A 21701-nucleotide genomic window follows, 5' to 3' on the forward strand; every position below is an offset into this window, starting at 1 on the left:
AATAAAGATGCTAAATCTGTCTGGAGTATCGGGTTTCAGCATGAGCCGTATTGGGCATTGATATTCTGATGTTTGAGTTTGTAAATGTGTTTTCAGACGACCTGAAGGCAAGCGGAAACAGACGATGAATGTCGCTTGAGCCTTCTTGATTTTCAGGTAGCCTTTTTATCATACATTTCCCGCAACACCTCCGTCAGCCAGTCGAACACCTTTAACACGCGACCCGAAGTTACTCTGCGTTGCGGGCGGTAGATGTAGAGTTGCCACGGGCGGCGCGGGACGTCGGGGAGGGGTTCTACAAGTTCGCCGTTTTGCAGGTGGATTCGGCGGCGGAGCAGAAGTGTTTTAGGGCGTTGAGTTTGTCCATTGCATATATAAAGATTATGCTGCTATGGTTTTAACAAACCAAAGTCTTTTTGTCTTATTTCATCTTCATCCCTATCAGGGAATAGGGCAGAATTTAGATAATTTTTAGCCAATCTTATAATATGATTTACTTTTTTAATATCGGTAGTCATAAACCCGATAGGCAATGTCACAGGATAAGAAGATAGTTTTGCGTGATAACAAACTACAGCAAATTTATCTTCTAGAAATAGAATTTCAGTATTTCCATCTAAAAAACCTTCACAGAATCCGTAAAGTACTTTATCTGATATTATATCTTTAAAATGATTTAGCCATTCTTGTTTTTCATGCTGATTTCGTTCGGAAGGCAAAGGTAAGTACAGGTGAAAATCATAACCATTTTTTTGTTTAGCTATTAGATTTTGAATTTTGTCATGAATTTTCCGTTGTTTTCCCCAGTAAATATCGCTTGGAGCCAACCAATAGAGTTTTTTAGGTGATTTTTTGTTTAAGTTATCTAAAATTTTATTGATTTGTTCGAACAAGGTTTCTTGATGATAAATTTGTCCTAAAAAATACAAGCCATTTTGTTGTTCATGCTCCTGATAAACTTTTAAAAATTCGTTAAAGTCTAATGTTCCGCCGAATAGCACTTTTAAAGTATCGTCATCACCAATTTCTTCTATACTGTTAAGCAGTTCACGCAAATTATCATGCTGACCAAATCGCTCCAGTTGTGCGGTAATGGCTTGCTGAATATTTTCTTGATGAGTAATTGTCGGTACATCATGACGTTCTTTGGCTTCGCCTGTTTCAGGCAGCAATTCAAATTGTTGCGTAAAACGGAAATAATCAGGCACGCCTTTGGGTTCAATAGCATCAATTTTATACAAAGAAATATCTTTCTCATCTAAATTGATGATGTCGTCTTCCATTAGCTGCCGAAAGCGATTTTGAAATGTTTTTCGTGCAATTTCGCTACTTTCTGATAACACCTTCGGTTCGACGACTAACTCAACGGCTTGCTGGCGATTTTTATCACAGTCGTTTTTTTTCAGAAAATTACTATCTAATAATTCCATACGATATTCACCACCACATTCTTTTAAAGCAGGAATATGGGGTGATTCCTGATTGTCTTGAAACAGTCTCTGCCCTTCTGTCGATAATGCAATCAAGCCGTTATCCTGCCAAATAATCCATTTATTGCTCTCCAAATCAGCAAGGGCAACTTCGGTCTCGTGTTGGGTAAATCCGAAATATTGGGCAATTTGTGCAGGTTTGCACGGTGTTACTTTCAAAAGTCGCAACAAATATTCGCGCACAAACGCCACGCCTTTATCGCTCATATAGGAAAACACAATATGAAAACGCGGAGCCTTAACCACAAAATCAATTTGATTGTAAGTTATGTTTTGTTTACTCATTTTTTCGCTCCGTTTTTTAATATTTTAATTGCGTAATCTTGCGGATTATTTTGCTTTTGTATAAAACGTAAAACTTTTGCCAATGGAGTTTTGCTGTTTTTCGGCTGCTCCCAAACGGTTTTTGCGCCAACAATCACCAGTTTATCCATTGCACGAGACAAGGCTACGTTAATACGGTTTGGCAAATGTAAAAAGCCTGTGCTGTATGTTTTGTCATAGCGTGTCAGCGACAAGATAATCACGCGGTTTTCTTTACCTTGATAACTATCTACACTATCAATTTTAACTAAGCGGTGGAAATCATCACTCCAACTGCGTTCGTTGAATTTTTTACGAATCAGTTTTTTCTGCTCGCCGTACATACAAATCACACCAACAGCCTGTTCGTTCTTTTCCAAACATTTTTGTACAACTTCGCTGTTTATAAAGGTTTCATCATTTGCTAAATCCTGTAATAAATCAATAATGGTATCGGCTTCGGCACGGTTGGATAAACTACCATTTTTGCCTTGTTCATGATACGCATTTGGTAATAAAGTTGTATCTAACCATGTTACACAGGATTTTATCTTTTCAGGTAGCCTGAAATAAATATTGGGCACATCATTGTCAGTTTTACCATTTTCCAAAACATTTTCATAAAAACATGCTGATACTAAACTGCCAATCGCAGGAGCCATGCGGTATTGTGTTTTGAGTGTGGCGCAAGTTTGCTTTCCATATTCGGATAGGAAAACGCGTTCAAAATCACTGCCTAATGCTTGATCTAATTCCTCACCGCGCTTGGAAATCCCTAATCGGCGGGCAAGTGCGTTTTTATGCTCTTCTGAATACAAAGGCGGTAATTGCTTATGGTCGCCTACAAGCAAAATACGCGTACCAGACTGCATTGCAATAGCCAATTCACTGGAAATAGAACGTGCGGCCTCGTCCACAATCACCCAATCATAAAGATTATCGGCAATGCCGATATGGCGTTGTCCGATACCTACGCAAGTGCCAATCACAAGCTGACGGGAACGAGCCAAAAATTCATCATAATTGGTGCGTTCGTTAGATAGGGCTTCCAGCATATCCTGAGTTAAATCAATCAATTTACGTGCTTGGATATTTTCAATCGGCTGAATATTATGCTTGTGATCCAATTCACTGATAAATTTTGGCAGAATTTCGTCAATTTCAAATTCACGAAGCCCCATTGCTTGAGCTTGTTCTTTAATGCTTTTTTCTAATTTTTGGTGTAAGCGTTTTTCATCTTCATCAATGTTTTCATTTTTTGATGAATTGACAATTTTTTGATAACGACGGATTTGCACGCCAATATCAAACGCTAATTCGGCACGTTTACGCAAATAGTCTTCAGGCAGCCCCATGCTGCGCCCAAGCTGGCAGATATTGCTAATCTTGTTTACATTTAACTGTGCCCGTTTTTGTCCGACTAAATTGGGTGAAAACACATCTTCCAATATTTCGGAATCGGCAATTTCACGATTACTGAACCGTACTAGTTGCAAGTCTGTTCCCAAACGCTGACAGTGTTTACGGATACGTTCGGCAGCAGTATTGACTGCTTCATGTGATTGGCTGACCAGTAGAATATTTCGAACCTTTTGCACATCAAATAAATAATGTACAAATGCAGCAATAAATTCTGTTTTCCCTGTTCCCGGCGGACCTTGTAATAAAGATAACGGTCCATTGGCAATCAAACGCTGAAAAGCAATACGTTGTGCTTTATTAAGGCTTACATTTTTTTCAGGCTGGTCATAGCGTTTAAATTCTTCATCGCTGACATGAATCTCATATTTTTCAGACGGCAAGTTGCAATATTCATCAAAATAATGCACTAGATTTTTCACCGCACTTTCACCATCTAGAATGCGTTGTAAGGCATTTTTACGGCGTGTATAAGATGCTTTATTTTGAAAGCTTTGTAAATAAACAGGCGTACCTGATTGGATGCGAACAGTATTTTTATCTTTATATTTTTTCAGATGAATTTCATTTAATGTACTTTTAACAACATCTACTGTGCCGTACACAAAGGTTTTTTCCCTATCTTCACTTTTTCCGATAGCTTCAACAATTTCATCTCGCTTAAACTGATCAATCGGATTGATTTCGCCATCATAGGGAATATAAGTTTCGCCATTTTCTGTTTTTTGCAATGCTTCGCTGGCAGTAATAGAAGGTAAAGCTTCGGTTTCAGTATCTAAAATTGCCTGCCAAAGTTTTTGAATATTAGGACGTTGCTCGATAACTGTTTCTTCTGCAATAATATCAACAGGTTCGGCTTCAAAGTTCTCGTTATTTTCAGCTTGTTCTTTTTCAGGCTGTTTGAAAAAGTGCTCTTGGACAAATTGAATAATAGAGTTCTTAAATTCTGTACTGCCCGCAATGAAATCATTAAGTTTATCTAAGTTGCTATAATTGCTATGTGTGATATTCAAACCGATTTGCAAACTACATTTGCTATCATCACGATCATTTCGACTAATATGATAGCGTTCAAATGGAGATAATCCGTGTCGGAATCGTTTCTCGGAAATGGTATAAAAAGCGGTAAATTTTCCGCCTAATCCAATAAATGTAATATCTATTTCTTCATTTGGATATTTTTGACTTTCTTTAAATTGAACAAACAATTCACCATTTTCAGGGTAAATTTCAATAGGTAAAAACGACTCACGCCCGCCTACTGTGATGTCAATCATTGGCGTAACCGGTTTGGGATTGAGAGCCTCTTTAAAACGAGCCAACGAAATAAACGCAGTTTTGCTATCTGAATACTCTTGCTGTATCACTTCAGCAACTTCAACAAAACTTTCAGACGGCCTATTCCATTCAACGCCCAATAATTCGCACGCCATTTTCATCACGGCAAAATTATCGCGTTGTTTCTCGGTAGGATGATCGAATTCCGGCGAATATTCAGTATTGAACTGGCTTTGCCCACTTGGCGAAAAATCCAATATATCCAAAACATGCAGTTGAACAGAATCATCTTCAATCGTTACCAACACATTGTCAGGTTTCAAATCGCCATGTGTGAAACCTAGACTGTGTAAATGTTCAATGCTTTGAATAAATTGATGGATAAGAGTCTGTTTTTGTTTATCCGATAAATCAAGTTTGCAAATATCTTGCCAAGTATGCCCGTCAATAAAATCACTTGCTGCAAAAAGGCAGCCTGATTTTTTGGCAATACCGAATTCTCGGATTTTCGATAAATAATCAGGCGACAAATTTGCCAGTTTTGCCATATTTTCCAACCAATTCAAAACCACTCTGGCTTTTGAATTATCGGTTTGCGGGTCTGCGTTCAGCCATGCTTTAACCAACAAACCATTGGAACGGTAAACTTCTTTCTCTCTGGTGTCTACAATAAAATCATCATCTTCACGATAAGCACGGGAATGGTTGATGTCATGTGTGAATGGCTCTAATTTTGTAAAATCAAATGAAAAATCCACCGCCTGTTCAGGTTTGGCTTGATTAAATTTATCTAAAACATCTATCGCACTTTTAAAAGGTATATCAGACAATGCCTCACGCAAAATTTCGGCATACCATGTGGTTTCATCTGCTAATTTATTTTTCATTTCATCAAGACTGACTTGTGAAATGCGCTTAGCCTGAATGATATGCCATGCCAAAACAGCCAAAGAACGTACATCATATTGGTATGGCGTGAGTTTGATGCCGTCTGAAAGTGGAAAGTGAGATTTTGCTAAATCGCCGGAGACTTCCAAAATCTCACGAATGTCGCCAACAGTTTCTTCAGATGAAAAATAAGCGGTAGCAAACCCTGATAGCGTAATTTTGTCATCTGCCGAGAGCCAAATGCTGTGATTACCCAAATCGCGATGGGCAATACCGATTTTGTGTAACTGGGCAAATTTATCCAACAATAATTGCACCAATCCCAAACGGCGTTCTGTGCTTAGATTTTCGCCATTGTATCCGCCGACAAATTGGTCAAAACGTTTTTGCTGTGGGAACAGCTCAAATAAATCAATATGTTCCGCCGTAATTTCGCCTTTTTGCGGCGTAGATTTGTAATTCAAGCAGGTGTGATACAAGTCTTTATTTTGTAATTTAATATGGTTCAATACATCGTATTCACGGCTGACTAGGCGATAACGCCCGTCAGGTGTTTGAGCTTCGGGAAAGTTGATTTTAGTGAAATTCCAACGGCGCAATAAGGCTTGGTCTTGGTGTTTTTTATTTTCGGTTTGGGCAAGATATTCTTGATAGATATGTTTGGGATGGGAAAAAATAGCAGCGTCTTCCGCATAATATCCGCCAATACTGATATTTTTAGGTTTGATGGTATTACTGCCAAAGATTTTTTTATCAAACAATTCAAAATCCTGATTTAAAGTTTTACTATCAGGATGTGGATGGAAGCGTGCGTTAAATTGTTTTTCATCTTTTAATTGCAGAAATTCAGTTAATGTTACAACGTGCGATTTTTCATTGTCTGGTAGTTGGCTAAAATCCGCATTGCCTGTCATTACAATCAAAAAATGGATCTGTGGACGAAAGCCTTTATTGGTAAATTGTTGTTTAAATTTATCCAATTTCTTTTCTAGCATATGTTGTTTGTTTCGCGTAATAAAAACCGGTGAACGACCCATATCTTTATTGTTTAAATACCATCTATCTTGACAATAAGTAATCGTTCCATTCCAATGTTTCAACTCAATAATCAACACATTGCAATGGGTAACAATAACTAAATCAAATTCACCTTCTTTACGTTCTTTCACATCAGCAAAACGAAAGCCCGAGTATCCTTTCCAAGGGAAAATGGATTTCAGGGATTTTAATCTGTCAAATCTCTGTCCTTTTACTTTCTTTTTATTTTCAGAAGCTTGAAAAGCCTGCTTGATTTTCTCAATGGCATCAACTTCGTGTTGAGTTAATCCGCCGCCCCAATCTTGTACTTCCATCATATTGACCTTCTGGTTATATTCATTGATTTAATTAAAATGGCTACTCTGTTATTGTAACAAATTTTTATTTTGAAATAGTATTAAAGTAAATATTGCTAATTTTTTAAATAGTTTTTACCTCCCATCTTCCACCGTCAGTTCTCCAATCCGTTCAAATCTCTGAGCAACAAAAACAAAGAACTGTACATCGTGCCGGGCGCGAACCACACGGATTTGTATGACAACACCCGAGGCAAGATTCCGTTTGATAAGTTTGAGCAGTTCTTTAAAGCAAATCTGCATTAAGGTCGTCTGAAAGGCCACCTGAAAGCGTAAAAGCAGCCTGCACTTTTTTATAACGAGTGCAGGCTGCTTTTTATTTTTCAGACGACCTTTTCAGATTTTGAGGTCGTCTTAAAAAGCAAACGCAGCGGCTGTTTCAAGCAGGTTTGCGGAAGGTAATGCAGTAAAAGCGGTTGTCCCACAGCAGCCGCGTTTTCTTTTCCTGAACGGTTTCGGGAATGCGGTTTTCGATTTGTGTCAGGTCGAAATCGGTGTCTTGGAAGTAGCTCCGCGTGAATAGGCTTTTTTTGTATTGTTGTTGGATGAAGTCGGTGGTTTCGTCTGCGATCATGATTTTGGTACCGGGCTTGGCAACGCGCAGCATTTCGTTGATGGCTTTTTGCTTGTCGCTGAAAAAATTGATGCCGCCCACATGGAATACGACGTCGAACATATTGTCGGCAAAGGGTAAGTCTTCGGCGTTGCAGTGTACCAAGTCCAAGCCTGCCGCTTTTTTCCGCCATACGTCGCGGCAGCGTTCCAACATGCCGAGCGACAGGTCGGCGCCGGTCAAGTCCAGCGCGGCGGGGTCGATGTTGGCGGGCAGGTGGTTCAAATCGGTACCTGTGCCGATGGAGACGTAGAGCGCGGTGCAGTCCTGCCGCCATTCCAGTTCGTTCATCAGGCTGCGCCGTGTCTCGTTGATGCTGTTGCCGTATCTGAGGCGGGCGATCCAGCGTTCGCCGAAGTCGTACCAACGGGCAAGGCGGTTGTACATTTTCATGTATTTGGCGTTGTCGCCCGTTACGCTGTCGGAATTGAGGCACAACAAGATGCCGTCTTGTTCGGGCGGAAGCTGATTTTGCAGGGCGGGTTTGAGTTTTTGGATGAGCTTGACGGAAGGCATGGCGTTACTCCTGTGAATGGTTGCGACAGCTTGAAAGGCCGTCTGAAAACCGTGCTTCAGGTTTCGTTAAAACTATACCCCAGCCCGTGATGGGTGCGGATGTGTTCGTCGGCGATGCCGGCTGTGCGCAGTTTGTGGCGCAGGGCGCGGATGTGGGTGTTGATGGTGTGGGGGTCGGAGGGGCGGTTACCGCCGAACATGGCGGTGAGCAATTCTTCGCGGCTGAACACGCGGCCGGGGCGGTGCAGCAGGGTGCGCAGCAGGCGGTATTCGCCCTGCGTGAGCGGCAGTTCGCGGCCTTGGTGGCGGATGCAGCAGGCGGGCGCGTCGTCGTGCCATACTGGTGCGGATTCGGCTTCGGAGGCGGGCCGGGTTTGTGTGCGCCGCAGTACGGCTTTGACGCGGGCGACGAGTTCGCGCGGGCTGAAGGGTTTGCCGATGTAGTCGTCTGCGCCGAGTTCGAGGCCGAGGATACGGTCGGTTTCTTCGTCTTGGGCGGTGAGCATGATGACGGGCTGGGGGTGTTGAGGGTGCAGGGTTTTGAGCAGTTCGAAGCCGTCGGTGTCGGGCAGGCCGACGTCAAGCAGGAGCAGGTCGAAGTGTTCGCGCGCGAGCAGTTGCCGTGCCTGCTCTGCGGTGGGGGCGATGCGTGCGGTGAAATGGGCGCGGGCGAGGGAGAGTTCGACCAGTTCGGCGATTTCGCGCTCGTCTTCGATGATGAGGATATGCGGGTTCATGGGATAGGGGATTAACAAGCCGTCAATACAAGGCGGCAAGCCGTAGCGAAAATAAAGTTCATCCGTTCATTGTACGCAAGAGTGGCAGGCTGCACATCATTTTCAGGCGGCAATCTTCATAAAATCTTCACAACTGCCCCACAGGAAATTGACGGCGTTTCGGCATACTGGACGCTGTCGGCAAACGGAAGTCCGTTGCCTAAAACCTTTCTATGGAGCAGAAAATGACGAAAAAATTATGGAGCGTAATCGGCCTGTGTATCGCCTTTGCCGTGGTATTGCTGTGGATTTACGGACTGGCCGAACAGCGGAGCGAATATCAGTCCAGCATACTGCTGGGGGCGGAAGGCTACCACATGGTCGTCCGCAGCGTGAAATACGGCATGGTGCTGGTGGTGTTGGTGTTTTCTTCGTTCTTTTTGAGCGAAATCCTGCAGGAATGGCGTATCCATCCCGTGCAGTATCTGCTGGTAGGCGCGGCGTTGTCGATTTTCTACCTGCTGTTGCTCTCGCTGGCGGAACACATCGGCTTTACTGCCGCTTATGCCGTCGGTGCAGCGGCGTGTATCGGCCTCTTGTTTTGGTATCTGCGCTTCGTGCTGGCCACCACGCGCGGGGTACATATGATGACGGCGTTGCTCACGGCGGCCTATGGCACGATGTTTGTGCTGGTGAAAATGCAGCAATACAACCTGCTGGCCGGCTCTTGCCTGCTGTTTGCAGCGCTGTTCGCGGTAATGTATTACACACGGGAGATCGATTGGTATGCGCTGAGTGACGAAAAATCAGACAATCACACTAATGTGATTGAAGAAAGGATGGCTGCACGTCAAAATCATGACATGCAATAAGGCTGTATAAAGGGGAGGCCATCTGAAAACTGTTTTTCAGACGGCCTCCCCTTCTTTCTTACCTAACATCCGCTTTCAACCATGCCTGACGCGAACAGGCAAATAATAGCAGGCAGCCGGCAACTGTGGAACACAGCATCAGGGAAACCATCACATACACCGTACCATTATGCAGCAACGTCGCCAGCCAACCCATGCCTGCACCAATCAGCGACGTAACCGCCATCAGCAAAGCATTCGCGCTGCCGCCGACTTCCCTGAAATAAGACATAAAGCAGGCCTGCGTGTTTGCCGTAACCAAACCCTGAGTGCCGACCGAAACCATCAGGCACAGCACCAGCAAAGGTAACGGCGGCAGCCCGCCGCAAGCCCACACCAACAACAAAGCCGCCGAGTTTGCAGCCAATTGAATAGCCAAACCCCACAACAAAATATCCTCCGCGTTGCTGCCGCTTTTCAACCGCCAGGCCGTAATACGGTTAAACGCCATCATCGTTACAATATTGCTGCCGAACACCAATGCATAAATAAACGGCGTCAAACCATACAGCTTCATATAAACAAACGAAGATTCGGTTAAGAAAACAAACATCGAACCGAAACTGAACGCCTGAAAAAACATAAAGCCCAAAGCGGGTACGGTTTGCAGTACACGACGGTAACGCCGCAGCATATCGCCGAAAAAATGCCGGTCAAGCCGCCCGTTTGCCTCCGATTTCGGCAAAAAACGCCACATCAATGCAAATACGGCCAAAGAATACAACAATAAAAAAACAAAAATCAGCCGCCATCCGCCGATACGCTGCAATCCTGACCCCAACATAGGCGCGGCCAACGGTGCAGACATCATCACGATGCCGATTAGCGCAAACATCTGCGCCGCCTGCCTGCCTTCGTAAAAATCGCGCACCACCGCCCCGGCCATCACTGCCGCCATTCCGCCGCCGAAAGCCTGCAGCAACCGCAGCACGACCAACTGCTCCATGGTTTGAAGCAAGGCCAAGGCCAGCGAAGCGGCCGCATACAGCCCCAAGCCGCCCAAAGCCACCGTACGCCTGCCTTTCACATCCGACACCGCACCGCCCAGCAGCTGGCCGAACGCCACACCGAACATAAAACTGCTCAGGCTTTTCTCAATCAACTTCACCGGCACCTGCAAATCGTCGGACAACGATAAAATCGCCGGCAAATAAGCATCGACGGATAAAGGCATAATTGCCGTCATCGTTGCCAGTAAAAAGGCCATCTGTTTATTACTTAAAGGAATTTTCCTATCCATTCACTGTTCCGCAAATACAGCCGCACACAGCGGCAAAACGGTGGAATTATAACACCCCTGCACCACCCCATACCCGATGACCTGCAGGCCCGTCTCACACCCTTTTCAGACGGCCTATCCGTTCACTGTTGTATTTTTCACTTTTTTCCGCAAAAAAACGCCTTTTCCCGTTTATTGCTTGACTACATTGCTTAACAAAGGTAAAAAGACAGTTAAGCCCGACTGGGGCAAATACTCTAAAATAATAAGACAACGTCTTACTGTTTACTGTAAACCCGTCCGGCTTGGTTTGATCAATTTTTTAGATATGGAAAGTAGTATTTATGGCAACCGGTACTGTTAAATGGTTTAACGATGCAAAAGGCTTTGGTTTTATCACTCCTGATGAAGGCGGCGATGATTTGTTCGCACATTTCTCTGCCATCAACATGGAAGGCTTCAAAACCCTGAAAGAAGGCCAAAAAGTTTCTTTTGATGTTACCAGCGGCCCCAAAGGCCTTCAGGCTGCAAACATCCAGGCGGCTTAAGCATCCAAACTAGCCGGTTTGTCCGGTTTTAACAGCATGGCGGGTTTCAGACCTGCCATTTTTTCTATCCGTCGATTCACATAACAAGGGAAAAATATGTCCGACTATCAACAAGCCCAGCAACAACTGACCGAAATGATTGATTACCTCCGCACCCACCAATCCACAGATTGCGCGGCTGCCGAACGCGAAGACGATGACTTGGTACGGCTCAGCCTACAACAACGGATTCTGACGCCGAACGACTCAACCACCATCGAACGGATTGATCAATACTACAAAAAATTCTTTGCCGACAAACAGGCGTAGGGCTTTTTCCAATTCCAAATATTGCCGGATACCCGACGGCTACCGCAAGGCGGTATACATCGCCAAACTGCAAAAGTGATACGGTAAGACCCATTGGCAAACGACTGTTGTAAAGGCATCATCACACTCTAAAAAAGCCATCACAAGGCTGTCCATTGCAGTCAAAGGCCGTCTGAAAGTTTATGCGAGTCTCTCTAACAAACTTTCAGACGGCCTTTTTTATCTATTTAAACCAAAAAGGAAGAAACCGAGGTTTCTTCCTTTTGCATTTGAAGCCGAATATTTAACCGCCGAAGTCATCCAAGAGGATGTTTTCATCTTCCACGCCCAAGTCTTTGAGCATTTTGATGACGGACTGGTTCATGATCGGAGGGCCGCACATATAGAATTCGCAGTCTTCGGGGGCTTCGTGGTTTTTCAGATGGTTTTCGTAAACCACGTTGTGGATGAAGCCTGTGTAGCCGTCCCAGTTGTCTTCAGGTAGAGGGTCGGACAAGGCGACGTGCCATGTGAAGTTCGGGAATTCTGCTGCGAGTTGGTCGAAGTCTTCGACATAGAACATTTCGCGTTTGGAACGTGCGCCGTACCAGAAGGTGATTTTGCGTTTGGAGTTCAAACGTTTCAACTGGTCGAAAATATGGGAGCGCATCGGAGCCATACCTGCACCGCCGCCGATAAATACCATTTCGGCATCGGTGTCTTTGGCGAAGAATTCGCCGAACGGGCCGGAGATGGTTACTTTATCGCCGGGTTTGAGCGACCAGATGTAAGACGACATTTGTCCCGGAGGCGCATCAGGTACGCGCGGAGGCGGCGTGGCGATACGCACGTTCAACATGATGATGCCTTTTTCTTCAGGATATGAAGCCATGGAGTAAGCGCGCAAAATCGGCTCGTCCACTTTGGAAACGTATTGCCACAGATTGTATTTGTCCCAGTCTTCGTGATATTCCTTAGGAATGTCGAAGTCTTTGTAGGCAACGGTGTGCGGCGGGGCTTCGATTTGGATGTAGCCGCCGGCACGGAAGGGGACTTCTTCGCCTTCGGGAATGGCAAGCTTGAGTTCTTTAATGAACGTGGCTTTGTTGTCGTTGGAGATGACGGTGCATTCCCATTTTTTCACGCCGAACACTTCTTCCGGTACTTCGATGTCCATGTCGGTTTTGACGTTGACCTGACAAGACAAACGGCAGCCTTCGCGTGCTTCGCGTTTGCTGATGTGGGACAACTCGGTCGGCAGAATGTCGCCGCCGCCGCTTTTCACGACAACGCGGCATTGTCCGCACGAACCGCCGCCACCGCAGGCGGAGGGAACGAAGATGCCTTGGCTGGCAAGCGCGCCCAGCAGTTTGCCGCCGGCGGGCATAGTCAGCTCTTTTTCATCATTGACTTTGATGGTGATGTCGCCTTCGCTCACCAGCTTGGATTTGGCAAACAGAATCATCAGTGCCAAAGCCAAGACGATGACGGTAAACATCACGATACCTAAAATAATTTCCATGCCGAATCCTTTCTTATAACTGGATGCCGGAGAACGACATAAACGCCATCGCCATCAGGCCGGCGGAGATGAAGGTAATGCCCAGTCCTTTGAGGCCTTTGGGAGCGTCCGAATATTTCATTTTTTCGGTAATGCCCGCCAAAGCAACAATTGCCAACATCCAGCCCAAGCCCGCGCCGAAGCCGTACACGACGGATTCGCCGAAGTTGTATTCACGTTGCGCCATAAAAGAAACGGCACCGAAAATCGCGCAGTTTACGGTAATCAGCGGCAGGTAGATACCCAGCGCGTTATAAAGGGCGGGGAAGAATTTGTCCAAGAACATTTCCAAAATCTGCACCAAAGCCGCAATCACGCCGATGAAGGTGATGAATTTCAGGAAGGTCAAATCCACGCCTTCGACAATCGCGCCGTCTTTGAGCAGCGAGTAAACGAGCTGGTTGGCAGGGACGGACAGGCCGAGTACGAAGGTAACAGCAACGCCCAAGCCGAATGCGGTGGATACTTTTTTCGATACTGCCAGAAAAGTACACATGCCCAAGAAGAAGGACAGCGCCATGTTTTCAATGAAGACGGATTTCACAAAAAGGCTTAAATAATGTTCCATGTCTTATTTCTCCGCCTGTTCGGGTTTCCATGTGCGCAAACCCCAAATCAAAAAGCCGATGATGAAGAACGCGCTCGGTGCCAGCAGGAAGAGGCCGTTGGTTTGATACCAGCCGCCATCCTGCACGGTTTGGAAAACGGTGTAGCCCAAGAGTTTGCCTGAACCGATAAGCTCACGGATGGTTGCGATGATAATCAGCATCATGCCGTAACCTGCGCCATTACCGATACCGTCCACCAAACTTTCCAGCGGCGGCTCTTTCATGGCGAAAGCTTCGGCACGACCCATCACGATACAGTTGGTAATAATCAGGCCGACGAATACGGAGAGCTGTTTGGACAATTCGTAGGCATAGGCCTGCAATAATTGGTCAACCAACGTAACCAGCGACGCGACAATCGCCATCTGCACGATAATGCGGATGCTGTTCGGAATGTAATTGCGCACCAGCGAGATGAAGAAGCTGGAAAAACCGGTTACCAAACTGACGGAAATACCCATCACGATGGCCGTCTGAAGTTTGGTGGTAACCGCCAGCGCCGAACAAATACCCAAAACCTGCAAGGCAATCGGGTTATTGTCGATAAAGGGTGAAAACATTAAATGTTTCAAGCGTTTCATATCAGCCATTATTGTGCTCCTGCTGATTTCAATTTGTTCAGGTAGGGGATATAACCGTTTTCGCCGAACCAGTAGGCAAACGAACCTTGCACGCCTTTGGAAGTCAGCGATGCACCGGAAAGGGCATCTACGCCGTGTTCTTTATCGGAACCTGCGCCTTTGCCGACATGTAGGGCAAGTTTGCCTTGTTCGTCAAAGAGTTTTTTGCCGACGAATTTTTGTTGCCACAACGGATTGCCGATTTCGCCGCCCAAGCCCGGAGTTTCGCCTTGGTCGTAGTAAGTGATGCCGTTGATGGTATTGCCGTCGGGTTGGATGGCGACGAAGCCGTACATGACCGACCACAAACCGTTGCCGTGCATAGGCAGGATGATTTGGCTGACTTTGCCGTCATCGCCTTTTACCAAATAAACTTCGGTGTATTTGGCGCGGCTCTTGATACCTGCCAAATCGTCTTCAGGTTTGATTTGGATGCTTTGCGCGGGGTCTTTGGCGGCAACGCGCGCACTGAAATCTTTCGGTGCGTCTTTCACATATTCGCCGGTCGCCAAATCGACCACGCGTTGTTCGATGCGGTCGGCAAAGGTTTTGCTGATGTCGGTATTTTTATCGAGCAAACCGGCAACGCTCAGGATGTAGCTTTGCTTATCCTGAACCTTTTGTTTTTCCTGCACTGGTTTCAAGCCGACAACTGCGCCCGCCACGATGACCGAGCAAATCAGGCTGACCGCCAACACCACGATCAGCGTACCGCTGAAGCTGTCTTTATCGAATTTCTTAGCCATTGCTGCGCGCCTTTCTGCGTTTGATGTTCGCTTGTGCGACGAAATAGTCGAAAATCGGGGCAAACAGGTTGGCAAACAGAATCGCCAACATCATGCCTTCGGGGTAAGCCGGATTGACCACGCGGATTAACACGCACATCACACCGATTAGCGCGCCGTACCACCATTTGCCGACATTAGTAAAGGAAGCAGAAACAGGGTCGGTCGCCATAAACAGCATACCGATGGCGAAGCCGCCGACGACCAGATGCCAGTACCAAGGCATGCTGAACATCGGATTGGTGTCCGAACCGATGACGTTAAACAGCGAAGACATGGCAATCATACCGATCATCACACCGGCAATAATGCGCCAAGAAGCGATGCGGGCAAACACGATAAACGCGCCGCCGATTAAAAGCGCCAAAGTGGATACTTCGCCGATAGAACCGGGCAAGTTGCCGATAAACGCATCCATCCAAGTAATAGGTTGATTGGTAACGGCGTTTTTCAGACCTTCCGAACCGTGTGCCGCCCATTGCGCCAACGCAGTTGCGCCAGAATAGCCGTCAACTGCCGTCCAAACGGTGTCGCCGGTAATATTGGCGGGATAAGCGAAGAACAAGAAGGCACGGCCTGCCAGCGCAGGGTTCATAAAGTTTTTACCCGTACCGCCGAATACCTCTTTCGCAACCACCACGCCGAAGGTAATACCCAAGGCGGCCTGCCATAGCGGCAGCGTAGGCGGAACGATTAAGGCAAACAGAATCGAAGTTACGAAGAAACCCTCGTTGATTTCGTGTTTGCGCACAGTGGCGAACAAGACTTCCCAGAAACCGCCGACGATAAATACGGTCGCATAAATCGGCAGGAAGTAAATCGCACCGAACAGCATTTTGCCCAACGCGCCCGCTTCAGACGACATATTGATACCCAAAGCGTTGGCAAGGGCGTAATGCCAGTCGTTGGCGATGCTTTGTTGCAGCAAATCAGGCGTTAACGCACCGAATGCCTGCGCGCCAACGTTGTACATACCGTAAAACATGGCGGGGAACAAAGCCAGCCACACCAAAATCATCATGCGTTTGGAGTCCAACGCGTCGCGGACGTGTGCCGCTTTGCGCGTTACCGCGCCGGATGTGTAGAAAATCGTCGCCGCAGCTTCATAGAGGGCATACCATTTTTCATGTTTGCCGCCCGGCAGGAAGTGCGGTTCGATTTTTTCCAGAAAATGTTTCAAGCCCATAATCAGCCTTCCTTCTCAATGGTTTCCAGCACCTTGCGCAACAGCGGGCCGTATTCGTATTTACCCGGGCAGACGAAGCTGCACAAAGCGAGGTCTTCTTCGTCCAATTCCAAGCAACCCAAAGCCTGCGCACTGTCGGTATCGCCGACGATTAAATCGCGCAAAAGCAAGGTAGGCAGGATGTCCAGCGGCATTACGCGCTCGTAAGTACCGATGGGAACCATGGCGCGGTCGCCGCCGTTGACGGCTGTCGTGAACTTGAAGAGTTTGTTTTTCAGGAAATGACCGAGGGTCGTACGCGTAATCGAGTATTTGTCCGGCTGCGGCGCAACCCAGCCGAACAGCTCTTTGCTGCGGCCTTCTTCGATAACGGAAATCTGATTGTGGTAGCGTCCCAAATAATCATGCGCGCCTTGTGCAATCGCGCCGTTCAATACCGAACCGGAAATCACGCGGTTGTCTGCGTCAACCAATTCACCGGCGGTAATTTGCGATACTTTTGCGCCCAACACGGTACGCAAGAGGCGCGGTTTATTAACTTGCGGACCGCCCAAAGCAACCACGCGCTCGGTATTCAGACGACCTGTTACGAACAAACGTCCGATCGCCATCACGTCTTGATAATTGATGGTCCAAACGGTTTTATTCGCGCCGACAGGCTCGATAAAATGAATGTGCGTGCCGCTCAAACCCGCGGGATGCGGGCCGCCGAATTCGTGTGTTTCAATGTTGGCGGCGTTTTCAGACGGCACGTCCGCACCGGCTGCCTTACAAACATGGATTTTGCGTTCGGTCAGACGGCTCAACACCAGCAAACCTCGTCTGAAATCCTCGGCGGCTTCTTTGATCACGACCACAGGGTCTGCCGCCAGCGGATTGGTATCTATCGCATTGACGAAAATGGCGAACGGCTCGGCATCAACGGCGGGGATTTTGCTGAACGGACGGGTACGCAACGCAGTCCACAAACCGGATTGAATCAGATTGCGGCGCACTTCTTCGCCGCTTAAGTTTGCCAACGCATCGAGCGCGTAGCGTTCGAACTCGATTTCGTCATCGCCTTCAACGGCAATCACAACCGACTGAAGCACGCGCTTTTCGCCGCGGTGAATCGCGGCGATTTTGCCGGAAGCCGGCGCAGTAAACACCACGCCCGGATTTTTCTTGTCTTCAAACAGCACTTGGCCTTTTTTGACGGCATCGCCTTCCTTGACTTTCATCGAGGGGCGCATACCGGCATATTCTTCGCCAAGCAACGCGACTTCGGTAATGGCCGGACCGTCGTAAACGGCTTGTTCCGGTCTGCCCGCAATGGGCAGGTCTAGGCCTTTTTTGATTTTAATCATAGGGATGCGTTACTTTTGGTAGGTTGGGAAAGTGGTGCGGCAAACTAGTGTGCCGCCAACGGTATTCTTCTATGAAGGTGCTCGCACGCACGGCCGCAGCTGTCGGGCCGGAAACAGGCGAAGCATAAAATGTAAAGATTCTTTACATAATAAAACGGTCAATTTTACAGGAAGCAACCTGTTTTTGCCATACTGCCGCTTGGTTTTATTGTGAGTCCTTAAAGTGTTGGAAAACGGAATACAAACAGGCCGTCTGAAAACACGGCTGTCATGCATTTAAAACAAAACCCCCAGCCGGTTTTCAGACGGCCTCCCCTTCTCCCCTCCCCTCTGCGAAACCATCGGCGCTATGTTAGAATCCGCACGAAACAAAACAACATCAGGCCGTCTGAAAACTGCGGCACAACTTTATTTAAAGGATACCGCCATGTGCCAACTTCTTGGCATGAACTGCAACACACCCACCGACATCGTCTTTTCCTTTGAAGGCTTCCGCAGGCGCGGCGGGCTGACCGACCACCACGTGGACGGTTTCGGCATCGGCTTTTTCGAACAAAAAGGCGTACGCCTGTTTCACGACGACAAACCCAGCGCGCAATCCCCGGTGGCCGACCTGATTAAGGCCTATCAAATCAAATCGGAAAACGTCATCGCCCACATCCGCAAAGCCACCAGCGGCCACACCTCTTTGGCCAACACCCACCCTTTCGTGCGCGAAATGTGGGGGCATTACTGGATGTTCGCCCACAACGGCCACCTGCAAGGCTTCCACCCGCCCGTCGGCCAATATTACCGACCCGTCGGCGACACCGATTCCGAACGCGCCTTCTGCCACATACTCGAGCAACTGCGCCAACGCTTCGACCAACGCCCCGATGACGACACCCTGTTTCAAGCCGTTGTCGGACTCGTGGCCGAAATCCGCCGCCACGGCCTGTTCAACTTCATCCTTTCAGACGGCCTCGTCATGTTTGCCCACGCCAGCACCCTACTCCACTACATCGTGCGCCAAGCCCCTTTCGGCGAAGCGCGCCTGCTGGACGACGATGTCGCCATCGACTTTTCCGCCGTTACCACCCCAAACGACCGTGTCGCCGTCATCGCCACCCTGCCGCTGACCAAAAACGAAATTTGGCACCAACTGGCCTGCGACGAACTCGTCATGTTCCGCGACGGCCTGATTGAAAAACGCGACCGTCCCGAAAACCCGCGCTACATGAGCACGGAGGAAGGTTTGGCCGCCGCCCGCGCCGCCGGTGCGGCCGTCTGAAGAAAGTATCCCTTTATGAAATGCCCCTTCTGCCAGCAACCCAACACCCTGGTTACCGATTCGCGCCTGACCGACGAAGGCAGCAGCATCCGCCGCCGCCGCCGCTGCTCCTCGTGCGACAAACGCTTCATCACCACCGAAACCCTCGACGTCCGCCTACCCGACATCATCAAAAGCAACGGCAGCCGGGTTCCCTATAACGCGCACAAACTGCGCACCAGCCTCGAGCGCGCCCTGCACAAACGCCCCTTCGGCAGCGAAGACGTGGACGACTTGGTCGCCAAAATCGAAGGCCGCCTCTACCGACTGGGCGAAAAAGAAGTCCCCTCCCGCCTCATCGGCGAAATGGCCATGCAGGCATTGCTGGACACCGACCAAGTGGCCTACGTCCGCTTTGCATCCGTTTACAAAAGTTTCAACGACGTATCCGAATTCACCCGCGCCATCGCCACCCTGCCCGCTCACACCGACGCGGACAACCCTCATGCCGACGGGTAAACATCATGAAATCCGCCTTCCGCTTCTGCCGCAGAGTCCTGGTTAACCTATTCTTCCTTCTGGTTGCCTACATAGCCGCCGTTTTCCTGCTGCCCATGATTAAAAGCGACAGGCAGGCCGACGGCGACGCCGACATCACCCTCTACCTGATTTCCAACGGCATCCACACCGACATCGTCATGCCCTCACGCAACGGCGACACCGACTGGACAGCAACCTTTCCCGCCGCCGACACCACGGGCGGCCAAAGTGCCGACTGGATTGCCGTCGGCTGGGGCGACAAAAACTTCTACCTCAACACGCCGACTTGGGCCGACCTGACCGCATCCACCGCCCTGAAAGCCGTATCGGGCCTCAGCGAATCGGCCATCCACACCACCTACTACGACAGCATGGAAAACTGCGGCCGCTGCGCCAAATTTACCGTCAGCCGCCGCCAATACCTCGAACTTGCCGCCTACATCCGCAACAGCCTGAAATGGCGCGACGGCCGTACCATCCCCGTTACCGCCGACATCCATTACGGCGAAAGCGACGCCTTCTACGAGGCGAAAGGCAGTTACAACCTCTTTTACACCTGCAACACTTGGACGAACGACGCCCTGAAAAGTGCCGGCGCGAAGGCGGCATTGTGGACGATTACCGAAGGCGGCATCTTCCGCCATTACACGCCGTAAGCCGTGCGCACTGAAAAAGGCCGTCTGAAAACCGTATTTCCGACACGGAAAACGGTTTTCAGACGGCCTCAACCTTAATGGCCGCCGATTATTTAAACCAACGCGACAACGCCGGAATCCGCGACAGCAAAGCCGTATCCAGCAGCCAAATCACGGCGATGGCGATGATGGCGGTCGGGAACAATACCGCCACAACCAAAAGCGGCACCGCCATGGCCCACCATACCGGCAGCTTGATTTTCTGCGCCGGGGGAACCAGCCCGCGCGCTTCGGACGGACGGCGTTTCCACCACATCACGCAGCCGCTGACGCAGATGAAGATGACGGCCAGGCAGAATACAACGTTCGCCAACACGCTCCACCAGCCCAGCGTTCCCATGTGCAGCGCGATGCTGACCGCCATGAATTTGCCGAAGAAGTTGTAATCGTCGTAACGGATGTCGGCCAGGATTTTTCCGCTGTACCGGTCGATGTGCACCGTGCGGTCGGCGGTCGGGCTGACCATGTCGTAGCTCATCGAATCCTGCGACAGCGTCCATACGCCCGTTTCGCCTTTGGGCAGGTTGAGCTGGTAGCGGCCTTTGAAACCGATTTCGCGGGCGAAGCGGTCAACCGTTTCCAAAGTCATCGGTTCGCTCGGACTGATGCCGTTTTCGCCCTTCGTCGTGCCGGAAACGGGCATGGGCGTGAGTTCCAGAATCCACGGTGCTTCTTTGGTTTTACCGTCGTTCAACACATCGCCGTGGGTCGGCAAGGTCGATACGGGGTTCGGCTCCACCCCCCATTTTCCGGCGGGGAACTGGCTCCAAGACTGAACCATTTTGCCGCCCCAAATGCCCGCCCAGGCAATGCCCGACAGGCAGAACAGCAATAAAATCAGGGAAACCCATGTGCCGAATGCGCCGTGTAAGTCGCGCCACCACGAGCGTCCTTTACCTGCTTTCGGCACCAGCATGGGTTTCAGACGGCCTTGTTTCGCCCACCACAGATAAATCCCCGTAATCATCATCAGGATGGTCAGCGATGCGGCGGTTTCCAACAGGTAATCGCCCGCCGTGCCGAGCATGATGTCGCCGTGGATTTCGTCCATCGTGTGATACCAACCCTTGCTGCGGGGCATAGAATTGACGACTTTCGCCGTGTAAGGATCGACGGCGACCATCGTCGCTTTGTCGTCGTTATTCACGCGGAACACGGCAACCATATCGTCGGCGCGCGGCGCGATGTATTGCACCACCGACGCGGATTTTTCATTGACGAACTGCCGCGCCGCCTCCGCCTGTGCCGACAAGGGCTGCACCTGCGCCTGCGGGGTAACGTGCAGGCGTTCGCCCTCTTTGCCGGTGATGTTGGCAAACAGCAGCATGCCCAGCCCCGTTACGGCAAGCAGGGTCAGGAAGGGGACGACCAGCAGCCCGAAATAAAAATGCCACCGCCACACGGTCAGGTAGCGGCGGTTGGCTTGTTGGCCGGTGTCGGAAGGATTTTGTGTATTCATAGTATTCACCTTTTTATTGAGCGTATTGGCAGCGGATATTGTGCAAGCCGGCAATGAAGCGGCCGACTA

At 48.9% G+C, this 21701-nt stretch carries 18 protein-coding genes; 6 read left to right on the forward strand and 12 right to left on the reverse strand.

Features of this window, described 5'->3' with window-relative positions; genetic code table 11:
• Window positions 1-389 precede the first annotated feature (389 nt).
• The 4 genes from BM261_RS07220 to BM261_RS07235 all read right to left on the reverse strand — a co-directional run bounded on the left by BM261_RS07220 (window position 390) and on the right by BM261_RS07235 (window position 8638).
• Window positions 390-1775 carry a hypothetical protein gene (locus tag BM261_RS07220; RefSeq protein ID WP_074896907.1) on the reverse strand — a complete coding sequence of 462 codons (1386 nt, stop codon included), beginning with the start codon at window positions 1773-1775 and terminating at the stop codon, window positions 390-392.
• Window positions 1772-6733 carry an AAA domain-containing protein gene (locus BM261_RS07225; protein ID WP_240317921.1) on the reverse strand — a complete coding sequence of 1654 codons (4962 nt, stop codon included), beginning with the start codon at window positions 6731-6733 and terminating at the stop codon, window positions 1772-1774. The genes BM261_RS07220 and BM261_RS07225 overlap by 4 nt, the downstream gene beginning before the upstream one ends.
• A 418-nt stretch (window positions 6734-7151) precedes the next feature.
• Window positions 7152-7901 (reverse strand): class I SAM-dependent methyltransferase, encoded by a 750-nt coding sequence (locus tag BM261_RS07230; protein WP_074896925.1) that lies wholly within the window; start codon window positions 7899-7901, stop codon window positions 7152-7154.
• A 56-nt stretch (window positions 7902-7957) separates the two neighbouring features.
• Window positions 7958-8638 (reverse strand): response regulator, encoded by a 681-nt coding sequence (locus BM261_RS07235; RefSeq protein ID WP_074896928.1) that lies wholly within the window; start codon window positions 8636-8638, stop codon window positions 7958-7960.
• A 224-nt stretch (window positions 8639-8862) separates the two neighbouring features.
• On the opposite strand from BM261_RS07235, the gene BM261_RS07240 reads away from it, so the two are divergent.
• Window positions 8863-9489, forward strand: coding sequence for an inner membrane CreD family protein (locus BM261_RS07240; protein ID WP_074897134.1), 627 nt, complete (start codon window positions 8863-8865; stop codon window positions 9487-9489).
• A 58-nt stretch (window positions 9490-9547) separates the two neighbouring features.
• Here BM261_RS07240 and BM261_RS07245 read toward each other — a convergent pair whose 3' ends face one another.
• Entirely contained in the window at window positions 9548-10768 is a 1221-nt protein-coding gene (locus BM261_RS07245) for a multidrug effflux MFS transporter (protein WP_172459043.1), read from the reverse strand.
• Between the two features lie 323 nt (window positions 10769-11091).
• Here BM261_RS07245 and BM261_RS07250 point away from each other — a divergent pair, with 323 nt between their 5' ends.
• Window positions 11092-11295, forward strand: coding sequence for a cold-shock protein (locus BM261_RS07250; RefSeq protein ID WP_003770035.1), 204 nt, complete (start codon window positions 11092-11094; stop codon window positions 11293-11295).
• Between the two features lie 96 nt (window positions 11296-11391).
• Window positions 11392-11604 carry a hypothetical protein gene (locus tag BM261_RS07255; protein WP_003770036.1) on the forward strand — a complete coding sequence of 71 codons (213 nt, stop codon included), beginning with the start codon at window positions 11392-11394 and terminating at the stop codon, window positions 11602-11604.
• 283 nt (window positions 11605-11887) lie between these two features.
• On the opposite strand, the gene nqrF is transcribed toward BM261_RS07255, so the two are convergent.
• Genes nqrF through BM261_RS07285 form a run of 6 tightly spaced genes read right to left on the reverse strand, consistent with a single transcriptional unit; the run spans window position 11888 to window position 17689 of the window.
• Window positions 11888-13105 carry an NADH:ubiquinone reductase (Na(+)-transporting) subunit F gene (gene nqrF / locus BM261_RS07260; protein WP_003741084.1) on the reverse strand — a complete coding sequence of 406 codons (1218 nt, stop codon included), beginning with the start codon at window positions 13103-13105 and terminating at the stop codon, window positions 11888-11890.
• A gap of 13 nt (window positions 13106-13118) precedes the next feature.
• Window positions 13119-13712, reverse strand: coding sequence for an NADH:ubiquinone reductase (Na(+)-transporting) subunit E (gene nqrE / locus BM261_RS07265; protein ID WP_003741087.1), 594 nt, complete (start codon window positions 13710-13712; stop codon window positions 13119-13121).
• A gap of 3 nt (window positions 13713-13715) precedes the next feature.
• On the reverse strand, window positions 13716-14342 hold the full coding sequence (locus BM261_RS07270; RefSeq protein ID WP_074896933.1) for an NADH:ubiquinone reductase (Na(+)-transporting) subunit D: 627 nt from the start codon (window positions 14340-14342) through the stop codon (window positions 13716-13718).
• On the reverse strand, window positions 14342-15118 hold the full coding sequence (locus BM261_RS07275; RefSeq protein WP_074896936.1) for a Na(+)-translocating NADH-quinone reductase subunit C: 777 nt from the start codon (window positions 15116-15118) through the stop codon (window positions 14342-14344). The genes BM261_RS07270 and BM261_RS07275 overlap by 1 nt, the downstream gene beginning before the upstream one ends.
• The gene (locus BM261_RS07280; RefSeq protein WP_074896939.1) at window positions 15111-16343 is read right to left on the reverse strand and encodes an NADH:ubiquinone reductase (Na(+)-transporting) subunit B; all 1233 of its coding nucleotides are present in this window, start codon (window positions 16341-16343) and stop codon (window positions 15111-15113) included. The genes BM261_RS07275 and BM261_RS07280 overlap by 8 nt, the downstream gene beginning before the upstream one ends.
• 2 nt (window positions 16344-16345) lie before the next feature.
• The gene (locus BM261_RS07285; protein WP_074896942.1) at window positions 16346-17689 is read right to left on the reverse strand and encodes a Na(+)-translocating NADH-quinone reductase subunit A; all 1344 of its coding nucleotides are present in this window, start codon (window positions 17687-17689) and stop codon (window positions 16346-16348) included.
• Between the two features lie 427 nt (window positions 17690-18116).
• Here BM261_RS07285 and BM261_RS07290 point away from each other — a divergent pair, with 427 nt between their 5' ends.
• From BM261_RS07290 to BM261_RS07300, 3 genes are read left to right on the forward strand one after another with little or no spacing between them, the layout of a single operon-like run.
• Window positions 18117-18959 carry a class II glutamine amidotransferase gene (locus BM261_RS07290; protein ID WP_074896944.1) on the forward strand — a complete coding sequence of 281 codons (843 nt, stop codon included), beginning with the start codon at window positions 18117-18119 and terminating at the stop codon, window positions 18957-18959.
• A gap of 15 nt (window positions 18960-18974) precedes the next feature.
• Window positions 18975-19457 carry a transcriptional regulator NrdR gene (gene nrdR / locus BM261_RS07295; protein WP_074896947.1) on the forward strand — a complete coding sequence of 161 codons (483 nt, stop codon included), beginning with the start codon at window positions 18975-18977 and terminating at the stop codon, window positions 19455-19457.
• Window positions 19458-19462: 5 nt separating this feature from the next.
• Window positions 19463-20134, forward strand: a complete 672-nt coding sequence (locus tag BM261_RS07300) for a TIGR02117 family protein (protein WP_083426665.1) — start codon at window positions 19463-19465, stop codon at window positions 20132-20134.
• A gap of 88 nt (window positions 20135-20222) precedes the next feature.
• Here BM261_RS07300 and BM261_RS07305 read toward each other — a convergent pair whose 3' ends face one another.
• Window positions 20223-21632: a PepSY-associated TM helix domain-containing protein gene (locus BM261_RS07305; RefSeq protein WP_074896952.1), complete on the reverse strand. Its 1410-nt coding sequence runs from the start codon at window positions 21630-21632 to the stop codon at window positions 20223-20225.
• Window positions 21633-21701: the final 69 nt, after the last annotated feature.

Source organism: Neisseria elongata subsp. elongata (assembly GCF_900113545.1).
Taxonomy (GTDB): Bacteria; Pseudomonadota; Gammaproteobacteria; order Burkholderiales; family Neisseriaceae; genus Neisseria; species Neisseria elongata.